Below are 25,129 nucleotides of genomic sequence, written 5' to 3' on the forward strand. Positions count from 1 at the left end.
CTGTCCTGCAGTGTGCGGCGACCGAGCTTACAGGTCGCGGCGCCCGGGGATCAGACGTGTCTTTTTGATGTAGAGGTGTTGTTTACACATCCATCTGCCGGGTACGGCCGGGATAAAAGGCATTCTTCTCCGGCAGCGGATTTCCTTTCGCGGTGATCGCATCGGGTTTGATCCGAAAAACGGCTGCGACGCTTCCCATCGAAGAGCGGTACTTCACTACATGCTGCAAGGAAAGCGGCTCCGGGTAGTAGCCGGGAACGTATTTGTCCAGCATGGCTTGCAGGGCATCGCGCATTTCTTCCGGCTCCTCGACCCGCTCCACCTTGCCGAAAACCATGGCACTCATGTAGGCTGTGTCGGTGAGAGCCGGCACCGGATCAGCGATCGTTCCGTATTCGTCGCAAACGCTAAAACAGACGCGGGCGTTTTTGGCGATCATCTCGACTTTTCTGCCGGAATCTGCTCCGTGAAAGTAGATATTGCCGTTTAGCCAGCTAAAATTCAGCGGAACGACATAAGGCTCTTCTCCGTCAGTCAGACCGAGGTGGCCGATCCTGGCTTGCGTGAGAAAGGCATCGATTTGGTCTTGATCAGTAACTGTGCGTTTGGAATAGCGGATGGGAAACAAAGGATCTCCTCCGTTCGATGTAGGATGTACGTCCATGATAGGAGGATTCTGACCTTTCGGAAAGGGTCAATTTATTCTTTTTGCATCGGGTCAGATTGGGCAAATAAAAAGCGCCTGCCCGAGAGCAAGCGCTTTGCTTGACGATTATCCCATTTGAATTTCTTTGTCCGGATCGAGCTTTTTGGCAAGCTGCTCTTCCCCGCGATGAATCCAGCCCACGAACGAGTCGCGGATATTCATATCGTTATCCAAATAGACCACGGCTACGAACATATAATGGCTTTTTCCGGAATACCTGGCCCGATAACGCAGATCAAACCATCTTACTTCGTAGCCAAACGGCTGCTTTCTGGTCTCGACATGCGCATGACGCACAAAGGAAAGAAACGCCTGTACCTTCTTGTCAGTCTTGGCGACGGCAATCAGTTCATTCTCCGGCTTGATGGTGAAAACATCCAGGATACTGACCTCGCCGCCGTGGACTTCCCCGACGTACCAATGCTGATTTGTCTGGACGACAAACGTCCACTGATTCCAGGAGAGCGTAGGAATGACTGTGTAGGTTCCCGCTTTGCCGATGTATGCGCGAACCGCTTCGGTCGTTCGTTTGTTCACTTGCCAGCGCCAGAAGTAATACGGAATAAGCGACAGATACACCCATAAGAAAACATGTCCCGGATCAGCCCCCGCGCCCCACAGCATCAGGCCGGTCACATGGGCGGCGAAGATAAACGGATCGAAAATAAAAATGACATTCCAGGCGATCCACTTGTTGTGAAACGGATACAACCCTTTTGTTCCGTAGGCGTTAAACAGATCGACGAATACGTGGAGACAGACAGCGACAAAAATCCAGCCGAGCAGGTGCAGCCAATGAACTTGCGGGGAAATGGCCTGCACGAGGGCGAAGACCGCGGCTGTCCAGATAGACAGCGCCGGAATGGAGTGAGAGACTCCACGGTGGTGGCGGATGTAAGCGGCACTTCCTCGAATACGGGTGAATCCATCCAAGTCAGGTGCTTGTGAACCGATGACGGTTCCGATCATGACCGCCTCTGCCAATCCCGGTGTCGAAGCCACGACAGGATCAAGATGGGCGAGACCGGCCAAGCCGAAGCCCATTGCAAAGTGCGTTGCAGTATCCATGAGGTGCGGATGCTCCCTCCTTTTCGTTCGGGCAAAAATATGTTGCCGCATCAAACGCGGTAGCGCATCTTGAGAGTGCCTCCATTGAGGTTTCTTATCAGTTATTATAGCGTGTTAGATGGGAAAATTCCCTTTTCGGCTGAAAAAAAGTATCCTTGTTCCTTTGGAAATGGGCAGGTATGATGAAAGGGACCGGAAAGGAGAGGGACAACGTGCTCATCGTTTTCATCGAATACAAAATCGAAGAATCCATGCGCGACCAGTATCTTCGCCTGTTGGCAGAAATGCCGGACAGAATCGGCGAGAAGGGAGCGCGTGAATACCGCTGCTGGGAAGGATATGACCAGCCCGGATTGTACGTCGAAGCCTTTCATGTAGAGAGTGTCGAACAATACGAAGCGATAAAAGCATGGCGACTTGCCGATCAGGACTTCTGCGCCTGTATAGCGGGAGGGGCAGCCAAATTGCACGTATGGGCGTTTCAGCCTGTCCAATTGGCGTGAGAAAAGGAGTTTGTGCAGACAAGTATGGCAGGAAAGCAAAAAAAAGCATTGACGTATACACTACCCGAGGAATTTCATGTTTTTGGATTCTCACGCGATCTGTTGGCCTGGTACGACGGCCAGAAGCGTGATCTCCCCTGGCGAATCAATCGGGACCCGTACCGGATCTGGGTTTCGGAAATCATGCTGCAGCAAACGAGAGTCGAAACGGTAAAACCGTATTACCAAAACTTTATGGAAAAGTTCCCGACCGTAGAGGCTTTGGCCGACGCACCTGAGGAAGAGGTGCTGAAGGCATGGGAAGGGCTGGGGTATTACTCGCGTGCCCGCAATTTGCAAAGCGCTGCCCGGGAGGTCAAGACCCGCTACGGCGGCGTCGTGCCGGACAAGCCCGAAGAAATCGCGACACTGAAAGGAATCGGTCCATATACGGCGGGCGCGATTCTCAGTATCGCCTACGAAAAACCGGAGCCGGCCGTGGACGGCAATGTCATGCGCGTTTTTTCGCGTCTGCTGCTCATGACCGATGACATTGCCAAACCGGCAACGCGGATAAAAGTCGAGCATCTCGTCAGACAGGTCATACCCGAAGGCAGAGCGGGAGATTTCAATCAGGCGCTAATGGAGCTGGGCGCGCTTGTGTGTGTGCCGAGGACTCCGCAGTGCTTGACGTGCCCGGTGTTTGATTACTGTCTGGCCCGTCGCGAAGGCGTCCAGGAAGAACTGCCGGTAAAAGGCAAGGCGAAACCGCCGCGCCCCGTCAATCTGCAGGTAGCCGTTGTCCGGCACGGGGATCGCGTATTGATGAACAGGCGGCCGGAGCAGGGGCTGCTTGCCGGGATGTGGCAGTTTCCGATGGTGGAAACCGATGCAGACGCGCCGTCAGTCAAGCAGCAAACACTGCTGGATGGCTTGAGCAGCCGTTTTGGCCAGGATGCGGAGGTGCTTGAGCCATTGATGGAGGTGCAGCATACGTTCTCGCATCTGCATTGGAACATGGAGGTATGGCTTTGCGACTGGATTGACGGAGGGGAGCTCCCTTCCGATGCCCGTTTTGTTACCCTGGAAGAGATCTCGTCCCTCGCGCTCCCTGTTGCCCATCAAAAAATTGTGGAAAAGCTAAAAAGCGACCGCTGATGGTCGCTTTTTTTCGCTATTTATGGCTTACCAGCGGCAGTATTCAGGGAACTGGGCCGCCTGAAGCAAGCGCTTCTCTTCCCATTCCCGGATGAATTGCTCCTGCTGGTAACGCGCCTCGACTTCCTCTGGAGACAATACACGCTTCTCGATGATAATGCTGAAGAAAATCATTGGAATATACATGGTGCTACCCCTCCTACAGGGACGAATATAGTCAGTCAGCCGCCTTCTATCGATTTGACTCCTGTGAATCTCATTTTCTGACGGCGAATTTTATTTCTCATCTGACATCCCTCCTTGGTTATCCTTTCAAAGTCTTACCCGCGAATCGCAAAATCAGGGTACTGGGCAGCTTGCATCGCTTGCGCGTCTGCGCGTTCTTGCAAGTAGCGTTCACAGTTGTACTCAGCCATGCGCTGTGCAGCGTTGTTACGCTCGATTTTGATCGTGAAGAACAAAAAGTTGACTACCATCTCGAATCACCTCCTCTCAAGGGGAAAATGGATATAAAAAGACCGCGGGCCAGGGCCTACGGTCTTTGTAACGAAGAAAATGGGAATCAAAAAGACCACAAGCTACAACGCCTGCGGTCTGGTATGCAACGAATAGGGTATGAGTAAGAAAGGCAGTTCTTACAATGCTACGATTCGTTCGTCCAGGAGGCGCTGTCATATGAAGTTTTGGAAACCAATGCTAGATCGAGTGCTGCGATAGTTACCATCATCATGTTGTTTGCCTCCTTCCTTAAAATGGTTGATAAAAATCGTACTCTTAGAATATGGCAAATTTTTCTCATTGTAAAGGACTTTTTGCCAAAAAAATAAAAGAAAATAAATTCTGACAACAAATTCAGCAATTTCAGTCAGATCAAATTTTTTATATATGCTTACAAAATATATGGAGGTAATTAGTATTTTTATCCAGTTTTTCATTTCAACGAAAAGGGTAGATAGAAGAGGACAAAAGAGACAAAGGGGCGTTCGCCATTGCGGAAGAGGAAGACATCGGTCAGAACGAAATTGATAGCGACATTTGCAGCGATACTGATGATCCCGACACTCGTACTGGGACTGCTATCGTATCAGAGCGCAAAGGAACAGCTCGCAGAGCAGCTGCTGAGCGCAGCTCACGAAAACGTGCGGCTGGTTGACGAGCTGCTTGAGCGAATGCTTACGGCACAAGAGCAGTCGATTCATTTCTTTGCCGAGACAACAGGGGAAAGTCAACTGGCACCCGGCCAGCTTGCCGCTCTGAAGCAACGATTAAAAAGCTTTCTTTCCACCCATAAGGAGGTGGGCGAGATATACATCGGGACAAAGACCGGCATTATGCTGATGGGATCGGATACGAAGCTGCCGGATGGATACGATCCGCGAACGAGGCCCTGGTATCAGGCGGCCATGGCAAATCCGAATGAGCCGATTATCATCGATCCGTATGTAGATGCGGCATCAGGCAGCATCGTCGTCGGTATTGCACAGGCTCTGACAGACCGCTCGGGTGTAATCGGGATGGATTTGCACCTCGGTACTTTGGAGGAGACTGTCAAGCAAGCGAAGATCGGCGAGACGGGATACGTCGCCATTTATGACAAAGCCCGCCGCATTCTCGTCCATCCTTCACTCAAGCCAGAGGACGAAAACAAGGAGCCGTGGATGGACTCCTTGTATGCGGAAGAGACGGGGCGGTTTGATCTTGCCGACGCTGGTGAGTCGGCAGGTGCTGTTTATGTGACGAACCGTCAAACTGGCTGGAAGCTGATGGGGCTGATGTATCAGGCAGAGGCCGATCGGGTAGCCAGCCCGATTTTTCAGAAGACGCTGTGGATTACGGCAATGGCGCTGGCTCTCGGGAGCGTGCTCGTCTTTGTCATTTTAAGAAGGATGCTTGGCGCACTCAAGCGCTTGACTGCAGCAGCAGAACGCATGGGTCAGGGAGACATTTCCCAGCAGGTAACCGTTGAAGCCGAAGACGAATTCGGCAAGCTTGGCCACAGTTTTAACCACATGGCGCAATCGTTGCGAACATTGCTTGCCACGATCAAACATTCGGTAGAGCAATTGGCTTCGTCTGCAGAGGAGCTGTCAGCCAGTGCAGACCAGACGAGCAAGGCAACGGAGCAGATCGCCACGACGATCCAGGAGATGGCCGTCGGAGGGGACCAGCAGGTGCAGCACACACAGAAAAGCTCGGAAGCTTCGGAGCAGCTTGCACAAGGGATCGACCAAATTGCCAGCTATGCGAGCCAGGTGTCCTCTGCCGCCCGGCAAACAGCCCGGCTTGCCAGCGAGGGCGATCAATCGGTTCAGGAAGCTGTTCTGCAGATGAAAGCCTCCAATCAAAGCATTCAGGACTTGGCTGAAGTGATACAGAGCTTGGGCGGCCGTTCCCAGGCAATCGGCAGCATCGTGGAGCTGATCGCCAATATTGCCAAGCAAACGAACCTGCTCGCCTTGAACGCTGCGATTGAGGCGGCACGGGCAGGCGAGTCTGGACGCGGTTTTTCCGTCGTGGCTGATGAGGTCCGCAAACTGGCGGAACAGTCGTCGGATTCCGCCCAGCAAATCGCCATGCTGATCCAGTCAATCCAGTCAGAGACGCAAACAGCCGTCGAAGTGATGAAGCGAAGCCGTGAAGAGGTGACTGCCGGGATCGAGAAGGTTTCCATTGCTGGACAGTCCTTTGACCAAATCCGTATATCTGTCGGGGAAGTAGCAAAACAAATCGGCGAGGTTTCCGAAGCGACCCAGCGCATGTCCGCCCGTACCCGTCAGGTAAGCGAATCCATTCGCAGTATAGCGGAGCTGTCTCTACTCAGCTCAGAGGGTACACAAAGCGTGTCTGCAGCAGCGGAGGAACAGCTCGCATCCATGGAGGAAATCGCCTTGGCTGCGGTGGAACTGGAGAAAATGGCGGCTCATCTGCAGGAGCAGGTCGCCCGCTTTCAGACATAAAAAAGATGCAGGGCCGGGGATTCCTCGGCCTTTTCTGCTTGCTGCCAGCCGAAAAGCTTTAGCTGCTGCACGGGCGCCAGGTTTAGACCCAAAACATGAAAATCAAGCCGATCATTGCCGCGAGACTGAAAGCGACGATCGCAATAATGGCGCCGAGCTGTCGGTTCCTGGTTTTCACTGAAACTGACCTCCCTTCGTTTAGTCGTAAATGGGGGCAGAAGAATGATCCCAGCCTCCGCCGTCTCCGCCGACAGGACCTCGGGATTCCAGCTCTTTGATGATTTTGGCGTGCATGGAGGTTCCTTCTGCGTTCAGATAGGCAGTCAACTGCGACATCGAGTGGTGGTAGTAAAGCAATTCATTCAACTCCCAGTCGTCCAGCGATGTCATCGTTAATTCGGACAAATCTCGGCCAATATACATAGAAATACAGTCCCCTTTCCGCTCAAACCGTTCTTATCGTAGTATGGCTGACCTGACTCGTTTCCATCCCGGACGGAGCGGGCTTCTGTCGTTATGTCTTTTGACGGGTGGCAATTGCCAAAGCGGAGATGTATAATAAGTACGAAATATTTAGTACCTGATATTAATAGTTGGTGTAGCAGGAGGGTAACCTTATGAATACAACAAAAAAGGTGGCACTGGTGACAGGGGGAACGCGCGGGATCGGCAAAGCGATTGCATTGCAGCTCGCCGAACAGGGCTATGATCTCGTCTTGAACTATTTGCGGAACCGTTCCGCCGCCCGGGAAGCGGCAGCAGAGCTGGAGGCAAAAGGGGTTCGCGTCCATTTGGTCAAAGCCAATGTCGGGGATGTAGAAAAAATCAAAGAGCTGTTTGCGGAAATCGACCGTGAATTTGGCCGTCTCGATGTATTTGTGAACAATGCAGCCTCCGGGGTGCTGCGTCCTTTGATGGAGCTGGAGGAGAGCCACTGGGACTGGACGATGGATATCAACAGCAAAGCGCTTCTGTTCTGCGCCCAGGAAGCGGCGAAATTGATGATCAAGACCGGCGAAGGCGGAAAGATCGTCAGCCTTTCCAGCCTGGGTTCGATCCGCGTTCTGGACAACTATACTTCGGTGGGCGTATCCAAAGCGGCTGTCGAGGCGCTCACCCGCTATCTCGCAGTAGAATTGGCGCCGCACAACATTGTCGTAAACGCAGTGTCGGGCGGTGCGGTTGATACGGACGCGCTGCGCCATTTCCCTAACCGGGAGGAACTTCTCGCGGATTCTGCAAAGCGCACGCCTGCGGGACGGATCGTGGAACCGGAGGACCTGGCCAATGCGGTCATGTTCCTTCTTTCCGACAAAGCATCGATGGTTCGGGGACAAACCCTGATTGTCGATGGAGGCATTTCTCTGCTGACATAATTCAAAAAAAGCCAGAGGGGATCGGAAGGCAAGCAAGCCTCCACCCCTCTTTTGCATCTTCATACGGAGACAAACTTGTCCTTTTTGGTGTACAATAGAAAAAGAAGGCATCGAAGGAGGCAACTTATGCTGATTCGTCCGTTTCGGCTCGGTGACTATTCCGCAATTACTCGCATTTGGCAAGAAACCGGTTTGGAGGAACAAGAAGCAGAGTCGCTGAATGATCTGGCCAAGCAGCTTGCATGGGACAGCGATCTGGTAATGGTAGCAGAAAAAGAGGGTGAAGTGGTCGGTGTGGTTGTCGGTACCATTGACGGGACACGGGCTTATTTTTACCGTTTGGCAGTTCTCCCCCGCTTGCAGGGTGCAGGTATAGGCCGGAAACTGGTGGAGGCGATCGAGAAGCGCTTCAAACAGCGTGGGGTCAATCGCGTCCTGATTATGGTGAATCAAGGCAATCCTGAAGTACTTCCTTTTTATCATTCACTTGGCTATGAGATGCAAAAATATGTTACACTTTCCAAAAAGCTCTCTTCCTAAGGGAGGCTGTCCCCATTCAGATAGAGAAGAGAAGAAAGGGGAGGGTCATGTCGCCAGCTCCGGGCTCCATTATCCGCATTGAAAGCTATAAACACGACCACTCCCTGCATCGCATCTGGGATAAGACGACACTAATCCACACCAGTGATGCAGTAGTGATTGGCGGCAACGATCGAGTAAAAGTGACAGAGTCTGACGGCCGGGAGTGGCGTACACGTGAGCCGGCAATCTGCACGTTTGGTCGCGGGCAGTGGTTTAATACCATCGCCATGATTCGGGACGATGGGATTTACTACTATTGCAACATCGGTTCCCCGTTTAGCCTGAAGGGGAATCTCTTGAGCTACATCGATTACGATCTGGACGTAAAGGTGTTTCCCGATATGACGTACACGATTCTCGACGAAGAGGAGTTTCTCTTGCACGGCAAGCAGATGAATTATCCGCCTGTAGTCGTTGAGCGCGTACAAAGCGCATTGCGGGAGGTGCTGGAATGGGTGCGTCTGAGACGAGGCCCTTTTCAAAACGGATTTGTCCAACGCTGGTATGAGCGCTACCTTTTGGTGCGTGAGGACGAGGAATAATCCCTTTCCCGATTGACGGGGGAGGGATTTCCTTGTTTGGCGGCCTGCTTTCGGGTTTTCTATGAATGGCAAAAATAAAATCCGGCAGGTTTTCGATTAGACGGAGCATGTAAAAGGAGGAACGGGCTTTGAGTATCCGTCGCTACATGAAGTATGTAAAGCCGTATGCCAAGCAAATTATCGGGACGATTTTTATCGGCATCATCAAGTTTTCCATACCGTTGCTCCTGCCGCTGATCATCAAGTATGTAATCGATGATCTATTGCCCAGTCCGATGCCCCAGTCGGAAAAGCTGACACATCTGTTTTGGCTGATGGCAGGAGCGTTTCTCGTTTTTACTGTAATCCGCGCCCCTGTGGAATACTATCGTCAGTACTTTGCCCAATGGGTGTCCAGCCGCATTTTGTTTGACATCCGCAACCAGCTGTTTGATCACCTGCAGCGACTGTCGATGCGCTATTACAACAATCACAAGACGGGCGAGGTCATTTCGCGGGTCATAAACGACGTCGAGTCGACGAAGAGCTTTATCGATACGGGCTTGATGAATCTGTGGCTGGATCTGATCACCATCGGGATGACGCTCGGGGTGATGATTTACATGGACGCGGAGTTGACGGTAGTGTCCATCCTCGTTTTCCCGCTGTACGGATTTTCCGTCAAGTATTTCTACAAAAGGCTGCGTCAGTTGACGCGGGAAAGATCGGCAGCGCTGGCTCATCTGCAAGGCCATCTGCACGAGCGGATCAACGGGATGTCGATGATTCGGAGCTTTGCTCTCGAAGAGCATGAAAACAAACAGTTTGCCAAAGAGAACGATCATTTTCTGAAGAAGGCGCTGGCGCTGACACGCTGGAATGCAAATACGTTTGCCGTTGTCAACACGATTACGGATATCGCCCCGCTGCTCGTCATTTCTTATGCGGGCTATCAGGTCATCAACGGCACGATGTCGATCGGGACACTGGTCGCTTTTTACGCATACCTGGACCGTCTCTATACACCGCTGCGCCGTCTCGTGAACTCCTCGACGACATTGACGCAAGCCGTGGCTTCGATGGACCGGATGTTTGAATTTATTGATGAATCCTATGATATTACAGACAAACCCGATGCTGGTGTGCTCCCCGTCAATCCGGAGACAGGCAGAATTCGCGGGGAGGTTCGCTTTGAAGACGTTTCGTTTCGCTATCGGGATGAAGGGCCGCTGGTGCTGGAAAAGATAAACCTGACGATTCGGCCTGGCGAAACAGTAGCCATCGTCGGGATGTCGGGGGGAGGCAAGTCTTCCTTGATCAGCCTGCTGCCCCGCTTCTGGGATGTGACGGAAGGGCGCATTACCGTTGACGGCGTCGACATTCGGGACGTCAAGCAGCAAAACCTGCGCAGCCATATCGGCATGGTGCTGCAGGACAATATTTTGTTCAGCGAATCGGCACGCATAAATATCATGATGGGCAATCCGGATGCAACGGAGGAAGCCGTGATCGAAGCGGCCAAGGCTGCCAATGCGCATGACTTTATCATGGACCTGCCGGAGGGCTATGACACGGAGCTTGGCGAGCGTGGTGTAAAGCTGTCCGGGGGGCAAAAGCAGCGGATCGCGATAGCCCGCGTCTTTTTGCGGGACCCGGGCATTCTCATCCTGGATGAAGCGACTTCGGCGCTCGATCTGGAGTCGGAGCATATGATCCAGGAGTCGCTCGCCCGCCTGACTAATGGACGGACGACAATCATTGTGGCGCACAGATTGTCGACGATCACCCACGCGGACAAGATCGTCGTGATGAAAGAAGGACGAATTGTGGAACAGGGTCGCCACGAAGAGCTGCTGGAGCAAAAAGGCGTGTATCACAATCTGTGGCACGTGCAGGATCTGGGCACTCCCGGCGAGCAGCAGCCGGCCTTGTAAGAAGGAGGGGGGAAGCGCCAATGGAATCTTGGCGACGCAACTTATACGTACTGTGCGGGGCTCTTTTTGTCGTGATGATGGGAATGAGCATGATCATGCCGTTTTTGCCGTTGTACATCCAACAGGATTTTGGCGTCGAAGACCCTCATGAAGTGACTGCCTGGGCAGGAGTCATTTTTGGCGCCAACTTTTTGACGGCTGGTCTCGTTTCTCCGATCTGGGGCAATCTGGCTGACAAGTACGGGCGCAAAATCATGATTTTGCGCTCCGGCTATTTCATGTCCATCATAATCGCAGCGACTGGCTTTGCCAACTCCCTGTGGATGCTGCTTGGCCTCAGGCTGTTGAACGGGATGGTTGGCGGTATTATCCCGGCGAGTACCGCCCTCGTCGCTTCTTCAACGCCGAAGGAGCAGATTGGCTGGGCTCAGGGACTTCTGCAATCCTTTATTACAGCAGGGTCCATCATGGGTCCGCTGTTTGGCGGGCTTTTGGAACCACGTATCGGGTTTCGGATGATATTTGTCGTTACAGGCTCCCTGCTTTTACTGGCTACACTCGTGATCACCTTTACGGTAAAAGAGACGTTCGTTCCGCCGGAAGAAAAGGAGCGGACCAGTCTGCGCGATGATTTTCGCATGATTTTTTCATCCAAGAAGCTCCCTGTTCTGTTTTTTGTGACGGTCATGATTCAGTTTGCTCTCTTTAGCATCATCCCCATCCTGCCAGTCTACATCGGTATTCTCTTGGGCAGTGCGGGCAACGTAGCCCTCTGGGCGGGGATCGTCCAAGCCGCGATGGGAACGGCAAATGTGCTGGCAGCTCCTCGTTTGGGCCGTTTTGGCGACCGATTCGGCTCGCAAAAAGTGCTTCTCGGCTGCTTGCTGGTTGCCGGACTGTTGTTCATCCCTCAAGGCTTTGTCACCGCCGTATGGCAATTGGTGCTGCTGCGCTTCCTTTTGGGCTTGTCGCTCGGAGGACTGCTCCCATCGGTCAATGCCTTGCTCCGCCGTGCCACCCCGACTCATATGGTCAGCCGGGTCTACGGATACAATAACAGCTTTGTCAGCATCGGAAGCATGCTGGGGCCGATGATCGGCGGCTTTATGGCGGGCTACGTGAGCATCAACGGCGTTTTCTGGATGACCAGTGCGTTTTTGCTCATCAATGCAGGCTGGGTATACTTCAGCTTTTTCCGGAAAAAGGAAGTCTTGCAGGAAGGGACCTGATCAAGTAAGATTGATTTACATAACACTGTTCGTGAAAGGAGTATTCCTCCATTGTAAACCTCTTGTCGGCTTGTTCACCCAAACAGAAGCTATCAAAAGCATAATTTGTTTGGAAGACCGACAGGAGGTTTATTTGTCATGTTCACAAAACGGTATTGGCTGCTGTTTTCCGGGCAGTCTTTGGCCAATCTTGGCGATGTATTTTACGTGGTGGCAGTCGTATCAGCCGTGTACGTCTCGACCCAATCGGCTCTTTACACGGGGGCTGTCCCGATTCTCTTTGTCGCGGCACAAACGCTCAGCGGATTGCTCGCGCCGCTGCTCTTCAGGCGGGTCACGCTGGCTGGGGCCTTGCTTGCTTCGCAAGGGTTGAAAACGATACTGCTCGGCCTGCTCGCGTTGTTTCTCAGTTATGCAAGTGCGGCGGACCAGCAGCTCGGTACGGGAAAATTGCTCCTTGTTTTTGGCTTTGTCTTTGCCAACGCCTTTTTGGACGGCTGGGCTTCCCCTGCGCGAAATGCCATGGTTCCGTCATTGGTGCCGCGCGACGGCCTGGTAAGGGCGAATGGACTGATGGCGACCTCTGACCAGACGCTGCAGTTTGCCGGTTGGGCGGCTGGCGGATTGCTGGTGGCTATGCTCGGATATGCGCATGTGCTGTGGGGAACGTTTTTTGCCTATGTGGCAGCTACGCTTGCGGTTTGGCCGCTTGGAAAAAGCGTCGACAAATCCACCGCCACCACACCCGACAACCCCGACAAAGCGTTGAAAGGCGCTGTGCAAGAGCATGATAACGCAGCCCAGTCCTGGACGACTGGCTGGCGTCTGATCACAAATCAGCGGCCGCTGCGGCTGCTCGTGCAGATGGAAGTGCTGGAAGGCTTGGCAGGAGCCGTCTGGATGGCCGCCATCCTGCTTCCTTACGTTCATACGGTACTTGAGAGAGGCGAAGAGTGGTGGGGATACATCAATGCTGCCTACATGCTGGGCTCGGTCGCTGGCGGAGCTGTAGTGCTGGCTTGCGCTGATCGCATGCGCACGCGGCTCCTGGCTGCTGTTCTGACAGGCACGCTGTTCTCCGGGCTGATCACGCTTTTGTTCGGTCTTGGCACATGGGCGTGGAGTGCGCTTCTTTTGTCCTTTGCCCTCGGCCCTTTTTACCAGCTCCAGCAGGTAGCCAAGCAAACGATGCTGCAGGAAGCGTCTCCGCCTGCTTCCCTGCCGCTCGTACTGTCAGCCAAGGGAACATTGGACTCGGTTACGTTTGGTTTATCCGTACTGATCATGGGGGGACTTGCCGATTTGGCCGGTGTCCGCTCCGTATATATACTCGCCTTTGTCCTGCTCGGCACATCGGCTGTTGTCGGAATAAAGCTGCGAAGAAATGGAGCATTTTCCGCTCAAGCCGAATGGAGTGAAAAATAGAAAAAGCTGAGGTGTTTGCCCCAGCTTTTTTTTAAGGGAGTGAGTCTGGATGACGGGAAAGACCAAAATACATGAGAGTCAGCCTGCAGGCAATCCCCCGATAGCTGATCAGCCTGTCAATCCGCTGCTGGAACAGGCCCAGGCAGCAGAAGGAGGGGGACCGCCAAAGCCAGTGGATATGCGCTCCATGCCGAAATGGCTGAGAGTCTTTGGCTATTCCTTTCTCGCTGCATTCTTTCTCCTTGTTCTCCTGCTACTTGTCTCCAGCGTGTTGACTTGATGGAACCGTTGCTAGTTGGCCCTTGTTTAATAGGCCCTTGTCCTAAAGGGCCTTTTCTTGGTGCGCCCAGCATGGGCGATAGCTATAGGGTGAAAGTCCCGAACGGGGGTTGGCTGTACCAACCGTTAGCTCAAGGCAAGGGTGTCGACCGCGAGGTCGAATCTGAAGGAAGCCGGCGGCAAAATCCCGACCTGAGGTACACGAACCCAATTTGAGGCTGTTGTATCCGGGCGAGTCTGCCAAACAAGACAAAGCCCCATACAGCCAAGGGATACAGTAGTAAACTTGGGCAGGTACATGGGATGAAAGTTATCGTTCTTACCTGGGGAGGTCTGCATGAAACGCCTTCAACTGTTGGTAACCGTCTCCGTAAGGAGACGCTGAACATGCAGAAGTCAGCAGAGGCCATAGTACCCGAGTAGAGGACGCTTGAATGGGGAAGGGCCGAACATCAAGTCAGCATGCGATCCATGTCTTTTGATACGGTACGTCGAAGCAGAATTCTGTCAAGGAACTACTTTTGAAGAGCAGGGGTGAAGCCCCGAGGGTACAAAAGAGGGCTGAGTATCGTACAGCAAGCACGGAGTCCGCATGTGCGAAGGAAGGAACATCATTATGGATTTGCTGGAAAAAGTCTTATCACGGGAAAACTTACGGATGGCACTCCAACGAGTGGAGGAAAACAAAGGTGTCGGTGGAGTCGATGGTGTTTCAACCGAACAACTACGCGATTATCTACGTGAACACTGGCAAGCCATCCGCGAGAAGATGGAAAGGGGAACCTATAGACCTTCACCTGTTCGCAGAGTCGAAATCCCGAAACCTGACGGTGGTGTAAGGTTATTAGGCATTCCCACCGTGGTAGACCGCTTTATTCAGCAGGCCATCCTCCAAGTGTTAACGCCGATCTTCGACCCCACCTTCTCGGAATCTAGCTATGGGTTCCGTCCAAAACGTAGCGCTCACATGGCAGTAAGGAAAGCGCAAGCGTATATCTCCGAAGGATATCGTTTCGTGGTGGACATCGATCTAGAGAAATTCTTTGATCGCGTAAATCATGATATTCTAATGAGCCGTGTGGCTCGAAAAGTTCAGGACAAGAGAATTTTAAGACTGATTCGTTCCTACTTGAATGCGGGGATCATGATAAATGGCGTCTGTACAACATCAAGTGAAGGAACACCGCAAGGTGGGCCGTTAAGCCCACTTTTGGCAAATATCCTACTTGATGATTTGGACAAGGAACTCGAAAAGAGAGGCCACCGTTTCTGCCGCTACGCAGACGATTGTAATATCTACGTGAAAACAAAACGGGCAGGGGAACGAGTAAAGAAGAGTATTCAAAACCACTTGGAGAAGGTACTAAGGCTAAAAGTAAATGAGGAGAAAAGCGCGATAGACCGACCATGGAAACGAAAATTCTTGGGCTTTAGTTTTACCTTTGCAAAACAGACAAGGATTCGCATCCACCCCAAATCCCTCCTCAAGCTAAAAGAGAAAATCCGCACGATCACGAATCCGGTGTGGAGCATCTCGATGGAGAAGCGGATTGAAAGAATAAATCAGTACCTCATGGGCTGGATTGGATATTTCGCCCTTGCAGACGCGAAGGGCATTCTACAATCCATTGAGGAATGGACAAGGCGCAGGCTCCGTCTTTGTTTGTGGATGCAGTGGAAACGCGTGAGAACCAGATATCGAGAACTTCGTTCTCTTGGCATATCTCACGTAAAAGCCATTGAAATTGCAAATACCCGCAAGGGTGCATGGCGTACCACAAAATCTCCGCATATACACAAAGCCCTCGGCATTGCCTACTGGCAACAACAAGGGCTGAAAAGCTTAGTGCAACGATATTCTCAAATTCGTCAAGCTTGGTGAACCGCCGTATACCGAACGGTACGTACGGTGGTGTGAGAGGACGGGGGTTAGTCGCCCCCTCCTACTCGATTTTCTCCGGATCGAGAAAACGGAGGATCGCCATCAGATCGAGATCCCCCATACCTTCCTCCAGTGCGGTCCGGTAGCTGGCTGCTACAGACTCTGCCAGAGGGGAAGAGACTCCCGCTTCGCGTGCCAGGCGCAAATCTTTGGCCATGTGCTTCAAAGCGAAAGCAGCCGGATAGTCATCGGCCAAAATGGAAGCGGCCTTCCCGCGTATGAGCGGCGTTCCGACAGCGCTCTCGGAGATGATCGTCAGCATCTGTTCGGTAGTGATGCCCATTCCACGTGCGAACAGCAGCGTTTCCGCCACGCCCTGCACAGTAATGCCAAGCAGCAGATTGATCGCCAGCTTGGCCGAGGTTCCGGCTCCGTTCGGTCCGAGGTGAAGAGCCGTTTTTCCCAGCTTGTCCAGCATAGGCTTCGCTTGCTCAAAATCCTGCTGCTCTCCTCCTGCCATGATGACGAGCTTTCCTTCCTTTGCTGGCCCCACACTGCCGGAAACGGGTGCATCGAGAAAACGCAGACCGGCTTCCCGGCATTTCTGTGCGAGAAAACGGGAGGTCTCCGGCGAAACGGTGCTCATGTCCACAGCCAGCTTGCCCCGGACAGCGGCAGACAGCAATCCGCCAGCTCCTGTATAAATGGATCGAACGGCATCGTCGTCACTTACCATCGTAAAAATGATGTCGCAATTCTCTACTAATTTCTCCATCGACTCGGCGATGACAGCCCCAAGGCTCACAAGCCGCTCTGCCTTTGCGGGAGTCCGGTTCCATACACAAACGTCATACCCGGCCGCCAGCAGATTGCTCGCCATCGGAATGCCCATGTTGCCAAGTCCAATCCATCCGACTTTCATCACTGTTCTCCTTTGCGATCGATAATTTGTGCCTGTACTTTCTGTTTTAACAAGGCGTGCTTCTCGCTTGTCATTGCAAAAAGGTCGTCAAAAGCTTGCGGCAGCGTCCGCCCCAAAACAGCGAGACCTTCCTCGGTAATGCCGCCTTTTGTAGCGACTCTCTCAATGAGCTGGTCAAATCCAAGCTCCTGGCCTTTCAGCAACAGAGAGGTGCCGGCCAGTGTTTCTGTCAGCATCCGCCGTGCGGTATCAATCCCAAGCTCAGGGGATGTCCTCACCGCGGCTTGTGCGAAGGCTTCCAGTATGCCCGCGATCAGCCCGGGAGCGCTGCTTGTCAGGATTGTCGCGGTCTCGATGCTTTCCTCGGAAACCTCTTCAGCCGTGCCGAGTGCGTCGAGCAGGAGCCGCAGGCTATCTCGCTGCGTATCGTTCACCAGGCGGTTGCTTGCAAACAGGGACACCCCGCGGAGCTCTTCCGAGGTGACAGTCGGGATTACCTTGCTGACAGGGCCGCTATGTACCGTCTCCAGGTCTTGCAGGCTGACGCCGGCAGCTACGGAGACGAGATGCAGCCTTGCAGGGAGAGTCAGCTCCCGCAGGACGGGCAGCACATCGAGAGGCTTGGTACAAATGAACAGCATGTCTGCCTTGTCTGCTGTCTCCTGGGCGGTAGCGGCGAGCTCAAACGGATAAAGCCGCTGCAATTCCGCGGCCTTATCCCGGCTGCGGTTAAAGACGATCATATCGCTGGGGGAGACAACCCGGCTCTTGGACAGACCTTTGACGAGCATTTGCCCAATGTTTCCTAATCCGATAATTCCGATGACCATTTTGCTTCCCTTCCTTCCAATCCTATCCTAACAAATCGGGAATGAAAAAGGTACAGTCCCGAAAAAGGGAGCTGTACCTTGAGTGAATGATCGCAACGGTCAAAGCCTAACGCGTCATAGGCGTCAAGTCAAAGCGCTGGTTATTCCTCTCTCGTGTTGGTAAAGATCATGACGTACTTGACCAGTTCCAGCACAGAGATCAGAGCTGCCGCCACATAAGTGAGGGCTGCGGCACCGAGGACCTTGTTTACGCCGCTTTCTTCGTTGTTGCGGATGAAGCCCATTTTCACCATCATCGTTTTCGCGCGGCTGCTGGCGTTGAATTCCACCGGCAGTGTGATCAGCTGGAAGGCTACTGCTGCGGAGAAGAACAAAATCCCCAGAAGCAGCAGATTGGCAGCCTTGAAAAAGAAGCCGGCCAACAGCAGCAGAGGCGCAACGCCGGATACCAGGTTGACGACAGGGAAAATGCGATGGCGGGCAACCAGCATCGGATAGGACACCTTATGTTGGACCGCATGGCCTACCTCGTGGCAGGCGACCGAGATAGCGGAAATCGAATTGCCCATATATACCGGATCGGACAGACGAACGACACGGGAAATCGGGTCGTAATGGTCGGTAAGCGTACCGGGAATGTGTTCGACAGGGACATTGGTCAAGCCGTTTTCGTCCAGCATTCGGCGGGCAGCCTCGGCCCCAGTCAGACCAGAGGATGCGGGCACATCCGCAAAGCGGTTGAAGGTCCCCTTCACGCGGAACTGGGCCCACAGCGAAAGACCAAAGGCAATGAAAATCAGGAAATCCATGGGGTGAAACAACAGCATGAAGTGATCACTCCTCATTTTCTCATAATGAATTTTTCCATGAATAAAAGCATCCATCTATTGTGCCCATTACCTACATCTACGATTATGGCGGGCGCTAGTTTCATTTTTCTGTGCAAAACATCCCTGCTTCTCCCGGGAGCGTGTTTCCCTGGCCGAGGCGAATGCCATTAGCTGCCTGACTGTCGGAAAATTGCTGTTGACCCTTGAAACATGCAAGACATGATCAGTTCATGATCGCATCTTTCCTTCTATTGTACAATCTCTGACTATCTTTGACAATATAAATGGACGTTTATATGTGCAAAAAAGAAAAACTCCTCCCTGGCAGGGGAAGAGTTGGGAATAAAGGGTATGGCGGAGCGTCACTCGGTCGAGACAGACGGATCGGCCTGCTCTTTCTTTGGCGAAATCATCAGGAAGTTGTCCGCCGGATTCTCGATCAGCTTTTGGATGCGGCTGGCTGTTTCATATTGCTCGGTAGCGAGCAGCTCTTCCTTGTAAGCGGAAAGCAGCTCTTGAACATCGCTCGTCCCTTTGTCGTCGAGCTGATACAAAAACACTTTGGCTCCTTTGGCGATTCGGCGCTCCAATGCGTCGCGGTCAAAGCCGAGCTCCGGCTGAAGCCGCACGTAGACGACGCCTCCGGTCATCCCGGCGCAGATCCACGGCCCTGGATCACCGAGCACCACAGCACGGCCGTTTGTCATGTATTCAAAGGCAAAGCCTTTCAGGTTGGCGCGAGCCCCGATGCCTCCAAGCTGGTCGCTGATCGGCTGGGTGATTTCGCCGCCAAAGACCACGTCGGCGCCAGAAAGGCGGATGCAGGCGCGGGAGTCGGCGTTGCCCTGGACGATAAAGAGCCCTTTTTGTGCCCCGTAGCAAAAGCTTTTGCCCACTGAGCCGTTGATGTAAGCGCCGTTCAATCCCTTTGCCTTGAGGATCGAGACGCGGCCGCCAAAGCTGGTTTTGCCTACCCCGTCCTGTGCACCGCCCTGGACGCGGATGTTGACGCCCTGCGCATTGTAGGCAGCCAGACCGTTGCCCGGAACGCTGCCGTGGGTGAAGTGAAGCGACACCTCCGGCAGGGAGGCATAGCTTCCGTCCAGATGGTCTTTCACCCGTGCCCCCGACCAGCGGCTGCCGAGGACCCGCTGCCCGGAGAGAACGCTGCTGAAGGTTTCCTGGATGGGCCTATCCGCCTGATAATAGCGCCCCTGCGCCTCTCCTGCGTGGGCACCGGCAGCTACGAGCACACGGCTTTCCTCTTGTTCCGCGTCAACGCTTTCGGCAGTGCCAAACTGCGGGTGGAGCGCAAGCAAAGACGAAAGGTCGATCTTCTCCAGCAGACGGCTTTGCACCAATAGATCGGAGCGTCCGACCAGATCCTGTGTACGGCTAAAGCCGAGTGCGGCTGTAATCCGCCGGACCTCTTCGCCGAACAGGGTAAAGAAGTTTTTCAGGCCCTCCACCGCCATATCAAACTGGCGGGGAACAAAGCGGCGCAGACCTTTTTCATGCGCTTCTTCGAGCGAGTCAATCTGCGTGGCGATCCCGACATGGCATGTATCGAGGTGGCAGCCGCGGCAGGTTGTGCAGCCGACTGCGATCATAGCCAGTGTGCCGAATCCGATGCGGTTTGCCCCCAGCAGCATCAGCTTGACGACGTCAGCGGCGCTTTTCACGCCGCCGTCCGCCCACAGCTCCACCTTGTGGCGCAATCCCGCCTCCAGCAGTGCGTTGTGAGCGGCTTTGACGCCGATTTCCGCAGGGAGTCCCACGTGCTGCAAGGCGTGGACGCGGGCCGCTCCCGTACCACCGTCAAAACCGGAAAGCGTGATGAAATCTGCACCTGCTTTGGCGATCCCGACGGCAATCGTGCCGATATTGGGGACGATTGGCACTTTCACGCATACTTTTGCTTCGTGATTGGCTGTTTTCAGCTCGGTGATCATCTGCGCCAAATCTTCGATGGAGTAAATGTCATGGTTGTTGGACGGAGAGATCAAGTCAGAGCCGATCGTCGCATTGCGGGCAGCGGCGATTTTGGCTGTTACCTTGGAGCCGGGAAGGTGTCCCCCTTCGCCTGGCTTGGCGCCTTGGCCGATCTTGATCTCCAGGATGTCTGCCGCATTTGCCAGCTCGATATTGATGCCGAAACGGCCCGAAGCAACCTGGATTCCGCGTGTTTTCCGGTAGCGGCCGAGCATGTCTTTGATCTCGCCGCCTTCCCCGTTCATGCTGATCATATTCAGTTGTTCCGCTGCCTCGGCATAGGCGCGGAATGCCGTCTCGTTCTGTGAACCAAAGGACATGGAGGAGATCAGGAACGGCAGGGAATGGCTGCCTACGCTGAGATCCACCTGTTCCGCTTCGACCCTGCCCTGCTCCTGTCGAGCGTTCTTGTCAAAGGCGAAGTCGGTTGTATGGCGAATAGCGATCGGATTCTCCCGCTCGTTTTCCTCCAGCTTTTGCGCGTAGTCGGCGTAGGGAATGTCTCCCGCCGCGACCTGTCCGATCAGCTTCCACAGGCGCGGGAAGATGTGGAAGGTCTTGGCTTCACGGGCCGTCTCGCTTGCGTAATCGCGCGAGCGCTGGATACTGTCCGCTTCCAGGTCGGCAAAGGAAAGCCCCGACTCGGCCGATCCGCAGAAATTGATGATGGACAGGGCGGAAGCAAGCTCCTGGCGCAGACCGATAGAAGAAAACAATCGTCCGTATCCGCGCAGCTCGTGAATGCCGATGGTGGAAATTACTTTTTCCAGCCCTTTGTTCAACGCGCTGTACAAGTTTGTTGCCGATGTCACCCCATCCTTGGCAAAGGCTGTGGCGAACATCAAATACGGCGACACCGCGTCCGCACCGAAGCCGACTGCCAGAGCGAGATCGTGCAGCGAGCGGATCGAGCCGGAGCGCAGCACGAGAGAGGCGCGGCGGCGCAAATTGTCTCCGTCTTCGAGAAAAACGGCTTTCAGCGCCTGGTCAGAGGCTGCCACCGCCAGCAGCGGATCGATCCAGAACTTGTCGCTGCGATGCGTTTCCGTATCGTCCAGAACGACCAGCACTGCACCGTCCTGCACAGCTTGCACAACCGTCTGCTTTATTCGCTTCAGACCGCCTTCCAGCCCTTCCTCTTTGGAAAAAGAAGTGGACACCAGCGAAATGCTGGACGGGTGGTTATTCAAATAGTGGAGGACCTGCTCCAAGGAGAAGGTGCCCTGCTGCGCAGCGGCGGCCTGCAGCGACTGGCCTTCAAACAGTACGGGAGAAGGCAGCTCCAGGCGCAATCCGGGAACCGGCTTTGCCGAGAGCGGGACGCGCGAGCCGACGACGACGCGGGTAGAGAAGTGCTCCATTTCCCGGTCGCGGTCTATCGCCGGATTGGTGACGACTGCAACGCTCTCCTTGAGGTAATCGGCCAGGTTTTGCCGCTCCTTGGACAGAGCTCCGAGGGGGCCGTCATGTCCGAGGGAACGGATCGGCTCGACGCCGTTGGCAGACATCTGCTCGACCAACTGGATTTGCTCCCGGTCCCAGCCGAATGCGCTGTACACCGACGAGGCAGGGGGTTCTGCATCCGGCTCGGAGACGAGCGCATTTGCCTCATATGCGAAATAGAGATGCTGCCGCCAGCCATCCGTCTTGACCTTGCTCGTGAAACGGTCATGGACCAGTTGCTGCAGGCTGTGGTGAGGCACGACTTCCGCTTCCCGATCCGGGTGCAGAAGGACGCCCACCTTTTCGCCAGGGGCCAGGGACTTCGGCTCGGCCGTCATCTGGTGGACAGGGATGACTCCCTGCTCCGAGGAGAAGTAGTAGGAGGTTGCGCTTTCCACCATCCACAGCGGCCGCAGGCCAAGCGCGTCGACGCTGAACAGGCACTCATTTCCGTAGCGCGACACGATGCCGGCCGGACCTTGGGCAAAATGTCCCCAGGCCTGGCGCAGATAGGCATACAGGTCCTGCAGATGGACAGGCAGGTTTTTCATTTCGTGATGGATCGGAGGGAAGACAATTTCCATCGCTTCAAACAGGCTGAGTTCATAACGGTGGATGAAGGTTTCGACTGTCCGGTTGACATTTTGCGAATCGCTTCCACCGTCTACGAGCGGAACGCCGAGCAGGAGCGCCTCCTCCTCCAGCTTGCTGATGGTGTTGATCTCTCCGTTGTGGCCAAGCAGCGAAAACGGCTGGACACGGAAGAAGTTGGACAGGGTGTTGGTCGAGTAGCGATTGTGTCCGATCGTCACGGACGACGCGAAGCGATCATCAGCCAGATCGCGGAAATAGCGGGGCAGGATGGAGGCGGCGCCCATTACCTTGTACGCGGCAGTGTACGGACTGAGCGAAGCGACATGAACATGGTGAGCCGTCTCGATGGCGATCTGCAATTCAAACAGCCGCTGGGCATACGGGTAGCCAGTCAATTCCTCTTGGGAGGACAAGGCCAATTGCCAGAAAAGCGGTTCGTCGCGTTTGCCGTTTTTCCCGAGAGCGGCAGAGTCCACCTCTTGTACCCGCTCAAGCATAATGTCGATGGAATACTCGGCGAAAAGCTGCCGTACCTGCCTTTGAACCTCCTCAGGGTCATGACTGGCTTGAGGCACGAAGAGATGGGCCACTGCGAATCGTTTGTCGTAGGCAAAACCGCCGTCCAGCCCTGCCTGATGGAGGTATGTGGACCAGAGGGCACGAGGGATGTCCGTCAGGATGCCGCAGCCGTCTCCTTCCCCGTCGATAAATCCGGAACGATGCTCCATTTGAATCAGCGACCGGATGGTTTCATCCACGTTAGCTCGCGTAGGGGCTCCCGCTTTTTCGATGACACAGATGATTCCGCAGCTATCGTGCTCAATCCTGTGATAGTTTTGAAACGTTTCGATTGCTTCTCTTTGCAGGTAGTTTCTCATGGTTGCGGTCAGACGAACTGACCCTCCACCTCCTTTACCAATAGTCGGAAACTTCAAAATAGTAGTGCTAAGAATAACATGAATGAATGGAGTACACAATCGGGGTTTGGATAATCATGTAAATGTAAGCGTTTTAATTAGAATAAAATGTTTTTTCTCGATAAAAAATGTATTTTTATTCATGGAATATAGCGTTTTCAAAAGGAAAAAAGCATGCTCCGCGGCAGAGCATGCTTTTTGCGTTGCGGTATGAAATGCTAGCGGTCGTGGTCTTGCGTTTTGTGGTGCTCCGTCTTTCGCGGATTTTGAAAGCCGACGACTTCCATCATCTTGGAGCTCATTTTGGGGTCCAACGTTTTTTCCGGCGCTTGCGGGTAGGTTTTTTCCCCTTTGGACACGTAAAATCCCTCCTGCGGTGGTATGCTGTCCCGCTTAGTATGTGGAGGAAGCTGCGGTTTTCGTTCAGGAAAATCTTCCCCGGCAGGAGACCTATACAACCAAGATCGGGCTATTTCGCAAGTACCGGGCTATTCCCGCAAGCATCGGGCTATTCTCTCCGGCACCTGCCTATTCCCGCTGGCACCGCTGCGTTGTATGATACGGGGTTGAACCGCATGCTGCGACAGCAACATCTACGATCTTAGAGCTTGGCAAACGAGCGATCCACAGCCGCGATCGTGTCCCGAATATCCGCTTCTGTATGGGCGGTCGTGACAAACCACGCTTCGTACTTGGATGGTGCCAGGCAGATGCCTTCATCCAGCATGAGCCGGAAGAATCGGGCAAACAGTTCGCCATCTGCCGCCTGGGCCGTATCGTAGTCATATACCGGATGGTCCGTAAAGTATACGGCGAGCGCTCCTTTTACGCGGTTGACCTGCACCTTGATGCCGTGGGCGTCTGCCGATTTCCGAATTCCTGCCTCAAGCAAGGCTCCGAGGCGTTCGAATTCCTCGTATACGCCTGGCTGCTTAAGTACCTCCAGGCAGGCGATACCGGCGCGTATCGAGGCAGGATTACCGGCCATCGTCCCGGCCTGGTAAGCAGGGCCGAGCGGTGCCACCTGCTCCATGATCTCGCGTCGCCCGCCGTAAGCGCCGATAGGCAGTCCGCCGCCGATGATTTTTCCCAGAGCCGTCAAGTCCGGCTCAACGCCGAGCAGGTTTTGCGCGCCGCCGTAGCAGAAGCGGAAGGCCGTGATCACTTCATCGTAAACCACGAGCGCACCTGCCTCGTGGGCGATCTCGTTTACGCTTTCCAAAAAGCCCGGTTTCGGCGGGACGATCCCGAAATTGCCGACGATCGGTTCGACGAGCACGCATGCCGTCTCCGCTCCCCAGACGCGGATCGCCTCTCTGAACGCCTCCGTGTCGTTGAACGGTACGGTAATCACTTCGCTCGCGATGCTTTGCGGGATGCCCGCACTGTCGGGAATGCCCAGTGTGGATGGACCGGAACCCGCAGCGACCAGCACGAGATCGGAGTGGCCGTGATAGCAGCCGGCAAACTTGATTACCTTGACTCTGCCTGTATAGGCACGAGCCACGCGGATGCAGGTCATCACCGCTTCCGTCCCGGAGTTGTTGAAGCGAATCCGTTCCATCGACGGGATGGCTTCGCGAATCATCGTCGCAAATTTGATTTCCCAAGGAGTAGGGGTCCCGTACAGCGTCCCGTTTGCAGCCGCTTCCGAGATGGCTTTTGTGATATGCGGGTGGGCGTGGCCCGTGATGATCGGACCGTATGCAGCCAGGTAATCTATGTAGCGGTTTCCGTCGACATCCCAAAAATAGGCTCCCTGCGCGCGTTCCATCGTGACAGGAGCGCCGCCGCCGACAGCTTTGAAAGAGCGGGAGGGGCTGTTTACCCCGCCGAGGATGACGTCCATCGCCTGTTCATGCAGGCGGGCAGATTTTTCGCGGTTCATGTTCATTCCCTCTTTTCGTCCATAAGTCCATCCTCATCTTATCACACTTGAAGGTTGGCGTAATCGGCAGAGCTGCAGCTGGAACCGTATTTGGAAAAGTGATACAATTCAGCC

The 25,129-nt window shown here is 54.1% G+C and carries 22 protein-coding genes; 11 read left to right on the top strand and 11 right to left on the bottom strand.

Features of this window, described 5'->3' with window-relative positions; translation table 11 throughout:
- Positions 1-82: 82 nt before the first annotated feature.
- Together NSQ24_RS05880 and NSQ24_RS05885 are read right to left on the bottom strand one after the other, a co-directional pair.
- Entirely contained in the window at positions 83-628 is a 546-nt protein-coding gene (locus NSQ24_RS05880; protein WP_003391564.1) for a pyridoxamine 5'-phosphate oxidase family protein, read from the bottom strand.
- Positions 629-772: 144 nt separating this feature from the next.
- Positions 773-1,774, bottom strand: a complete 1,002-nt coding sequence (locus tag NSQ24_RS05885; RefSeq protein ID WP_003391566.1) for a metal-dependent hydrolase — start codon at positions 1,772-1,774, stop codon at positions 773-775.
- A gap of 212 nt (positions 1,775-1,986) precedes the next feature.
- Between NSQ24_RS05885 and NSQ24_RS05890 the strand changes: the two genes are divergently transcribed.
- A complete protein-coding gene (locus tag NSQ24_RS05890; RefSeq protein ID WP_024984702.1) occupies positions 1,987-2,277 on the top strand; it encodes an MFS transporter in 291 nt (96 codons plus the stop codon).
- Positions 2,278-2,301: 24 nt separating this feature from the next.
- Positions 2,302-3,414 (top strand): A/G-specific adenine glycosylase, encoded by a 1,113-nt coding sequence (gene mutY, locus NSQ24_RS05895; protein ID WP_024984701.1) that lies wholly within the window; start codon positions 2,302-2,304, stop codon positions 3,412-3,414.
- A gap of 27 nt (positions 3,415-3,441) precedes the next feature.
- On the opposite strand, the gene NSQ24_RS05900 is transcribed toward mutY, so the two are convergent.
- Both NSQ24_RS05900 and NSQ24_RS05905 read right to left on the bottom strand, forming a co-directional pair.
- Positions 3,442-3,600, bottom strand: coding sequence for a YrzI family small protein (locus NSQ24_RS05900; RefSeq protein WP_003391572.1), 159 nt, complete (start codon positions 3,598-3,600; stop codon positions 3,442-3,444).
- Between the two features lie 134 nt (positions 3,601-3,734).
- Positions 3,735-3,890 carry a hypothetical protein gene (locus NSQ24_RS05905; protein WP_170208397.1) on the bottom strand — a complete coding sequence of 52 codons (156 nt, stop codon included), beginning with the start codon at positions 3,888-3,890 and terminating at the stop codon, positions 3,735-3,737.
- A gap of 513 nt (positions 3,891-4,403) precedes the next feature.
- Here NSQ24_RS05905 and NSQ24_RS05910 point away from each other — a divergent pair.
- Positions 4,404-6,371: a methyl-accepting chemotaxis protein gene (locus tag NSQ24_RS05910; protein ID WP_339167427.1), complete on the top strand. Its 1,968-nt coding sequence runs from the start codon at positions 4,404-4,406 to the stop codon at positions 6,369-6,371.
- A gap of 198 nt (positions 6,372-6,569) precedes the next feature.
- Here the strand turns inward: NSQ24_RS05910 and NSQ24_RS05915 are convergent, their stop codons facing one another.
- Positions 6,570-6,794: a hypothetical protein gene (locus tag NSQ24_RS05915; RefSeq protein ID WP_243014774.1), complete on the bottom strand. Its 225-nt coding sequence runs from the start codon at positions 6,792-6,794 to the stop codon at positions 6,570-6,572.
- A gap of 194 nt (positions 6,795-6,988) precedes the next feature.
- Between NSQ24_RS05915 and fabL the strand changes: the two genes are divergently transcribed.
- From fabL to ltrA, 8 genes are all read left to right on the top strand, one after another.
- Complete coding sequence (gene fabL, locus NSQ24_RS05920; protein WP_024984700.1) at positions 6,989-7,747, top strand: enoyl-[acyl-carrier-protein] reductase FabL; 759 nt, start codon at positions 6,989-6,991, stop codon at positions 7,745-7,747.
- A gap of 126 nt (positions 7,748-7,873) precedes the next feature.
- Complete coding sequence (locus tag NSQ24_RS05925; RefSeq protein ID WP_003391582.1) at positions 7,874-8,287, top strand: GNAT family N-acetyltransferase; 414 nt, start codon at positions 7,874-7,876, stop codon at positions 8,285-8,287.
- 47 nt (positions 8,288-8,334) lie between these two features.
- Complete coding sequence (locus tag NSQ24_RS05930) at positions 8,335-8,871, top strand: DUF402 domain-containing protein (RefSeq protein WP_003391584.1); 537 nt, start codon at positions 8,335-8,337, stop codon at positions 8,869-8,871.
- A 128-nt stretch (positions 8,872-8,999) separates the two neighbouring features.
- Positions 9,000-10,784 carry an ABC transporter ATP-binding protein gene (locus tag NSQ24_RS05935; RefSeq protein WP_024984698.1) on the top strand — a complete coding sequence of 595 codons (1,785 nt, stop codon included), beginning with the start codon at positions 9,000-9,002 and terminating at the stop codon, positions 10,782-10,784.
- A 20-nt stretch (positions 10,785-10,804) separates the two neighbouring features.
- Entirely contained in the window at positions 10,805-12,013 is a 1,209-nt protein-coding gene (locus tag NSQ24_RS05940; protein ID WP_003391587.1) for an MFS transporter, read from the top strand.
- A 138-nt stretch (positions 12,014-12,151) separates the two neighbouring features.
- Complete coding sequence (locus NSQ24_RS05945; protein ID WP_171506092.1) at positions 12,152-13,438, top strand: MFS transporter; 1,287 nt, start codon at positions 12,152-12,154, stop codon at positions 13,436-13,438.
- 49 nt (positions 13,439-13,487) lie between these two features.
- Positions 13,488-13,718, top strand: a complete 231-nt coding sequence (locus NSQ24_RS05950) for a hypothetical protein (RefSeq protein WP_003391591.1) — start codon at positions 13,488-13,490, stop codon at positions 13,716-13,718.
- Between the two features lie 615 nt (positions 13,719-14,333).
- Positions 14,334-15,599, top strand: a complete 1,266-nt coding sequence (ltrA, locus tag NSQ24_RS05955; RefSeq protein WP_024985202.1) for a group II intron reverse transcriptase/maturase — start codon at positions 14,334-14,336, stop codon at positions 15,597-15,599.
- Between the two features lie 61 nt (positions 15,600-15,660).
- Here the strand turns inward: ltrA and NSQ24_RS05960 are convergent, their stop codons facing one another.
- The 6 genes from NSQ24_RS05960 to NSQ24_RS05985 all read right to left on the bottom strand — a co-directional run bounded on the left by NSQ24_RS05960 (position 15,661) and on the right by NSQ24_RS05985 (position 25,015).
- Positions 15,661-16,521 (bottom strand): NAD(P)-dependent oxidoreductase, encoded by an 861-nt coding sequence (locus NSQ24_RS05960; RefSeq protein WP_172920241.1) that lies wholly within the window; start codon positions 16,519-16,521, stop codon positions 15,661-15,663.
- Positions 16,521-17,351 (bottom strand): pyrroline-5-carboxylate reductase dimerization domain-containing protein, encoded by an 831-nt coding sequence (locus NSQ24_RS05965; protein ID WP_243014983.1) that lies wholly within the window; start codon positions 17,349-17,351, stop codon positions 16,521-16,523. The genes NSQ24_RS05960 and NSQ24_RS05965 overlap by 1 nt, the downstream gene beginning before the upstream one ends.
- A gap of 140 nt (positions 17,352-17,491) precedes the next feature.
- On the bottom strand, positions 17,492-18,175 hold the full coding sequence (locus tag NSQ24_RS05970; RefSeq protein ID WP_024984694.1) for a zinc metallopeptidase: 684 nt from the start codon (positions 18,173-18,175) through the stop codon (positions 17,492-17,494).
- Between the two features lie 368 nt (positions 18,176-18,543).
- Complete coding sequence (locus NSQ24_RS05975) at positions 18,544-23,088, bottom strand: glutamate synthase-related protein (protein ID WP_122958748.1); 4,545 nt, start codon at positions 23,086-23,088, stop codon at positions 18,544-18,546.
- A gap of 257 nt (positions 23,089-23,345) precedes the next feature.
- Complete coding sequence (locus NSQ24_RS05980; protein WP_170208403.1) at positions 23,346-23,486, bottom strand: hypothetical protein; 141 nt, start codon at positions 23,484-23,486, stop codon at positions 23,346-23,348.
- Positions 23,487-23,728: 242 nt separating this feature from the next.
- Positions 23,729-25,015 carry a glutamate-1-semialdehyde 2,1-aminomutase gene (locus NSQ24_RS05985; protein ID WP_003391602.1) on the bottom strand — a complete coding sequence of 429 codons (1,287 nt, stop codon included), beginning with the start codon at positions 25,013-25,015 and terminating at the stop codon, positions 23,729-23,731.
- Positions 25,016-25,129: the final 114 nt, after the last annotated feature.

This window comes from Brevibacillus sp. FSL L8-0520 (assembly GCF_037963895.1).
GTDB classification, from domain to species: Bacteria; Bacillota; Bacilli; order Brevibacillales; family Brevibacillaceae; genus Brevibacillus; species Brevibacillus borstelensis.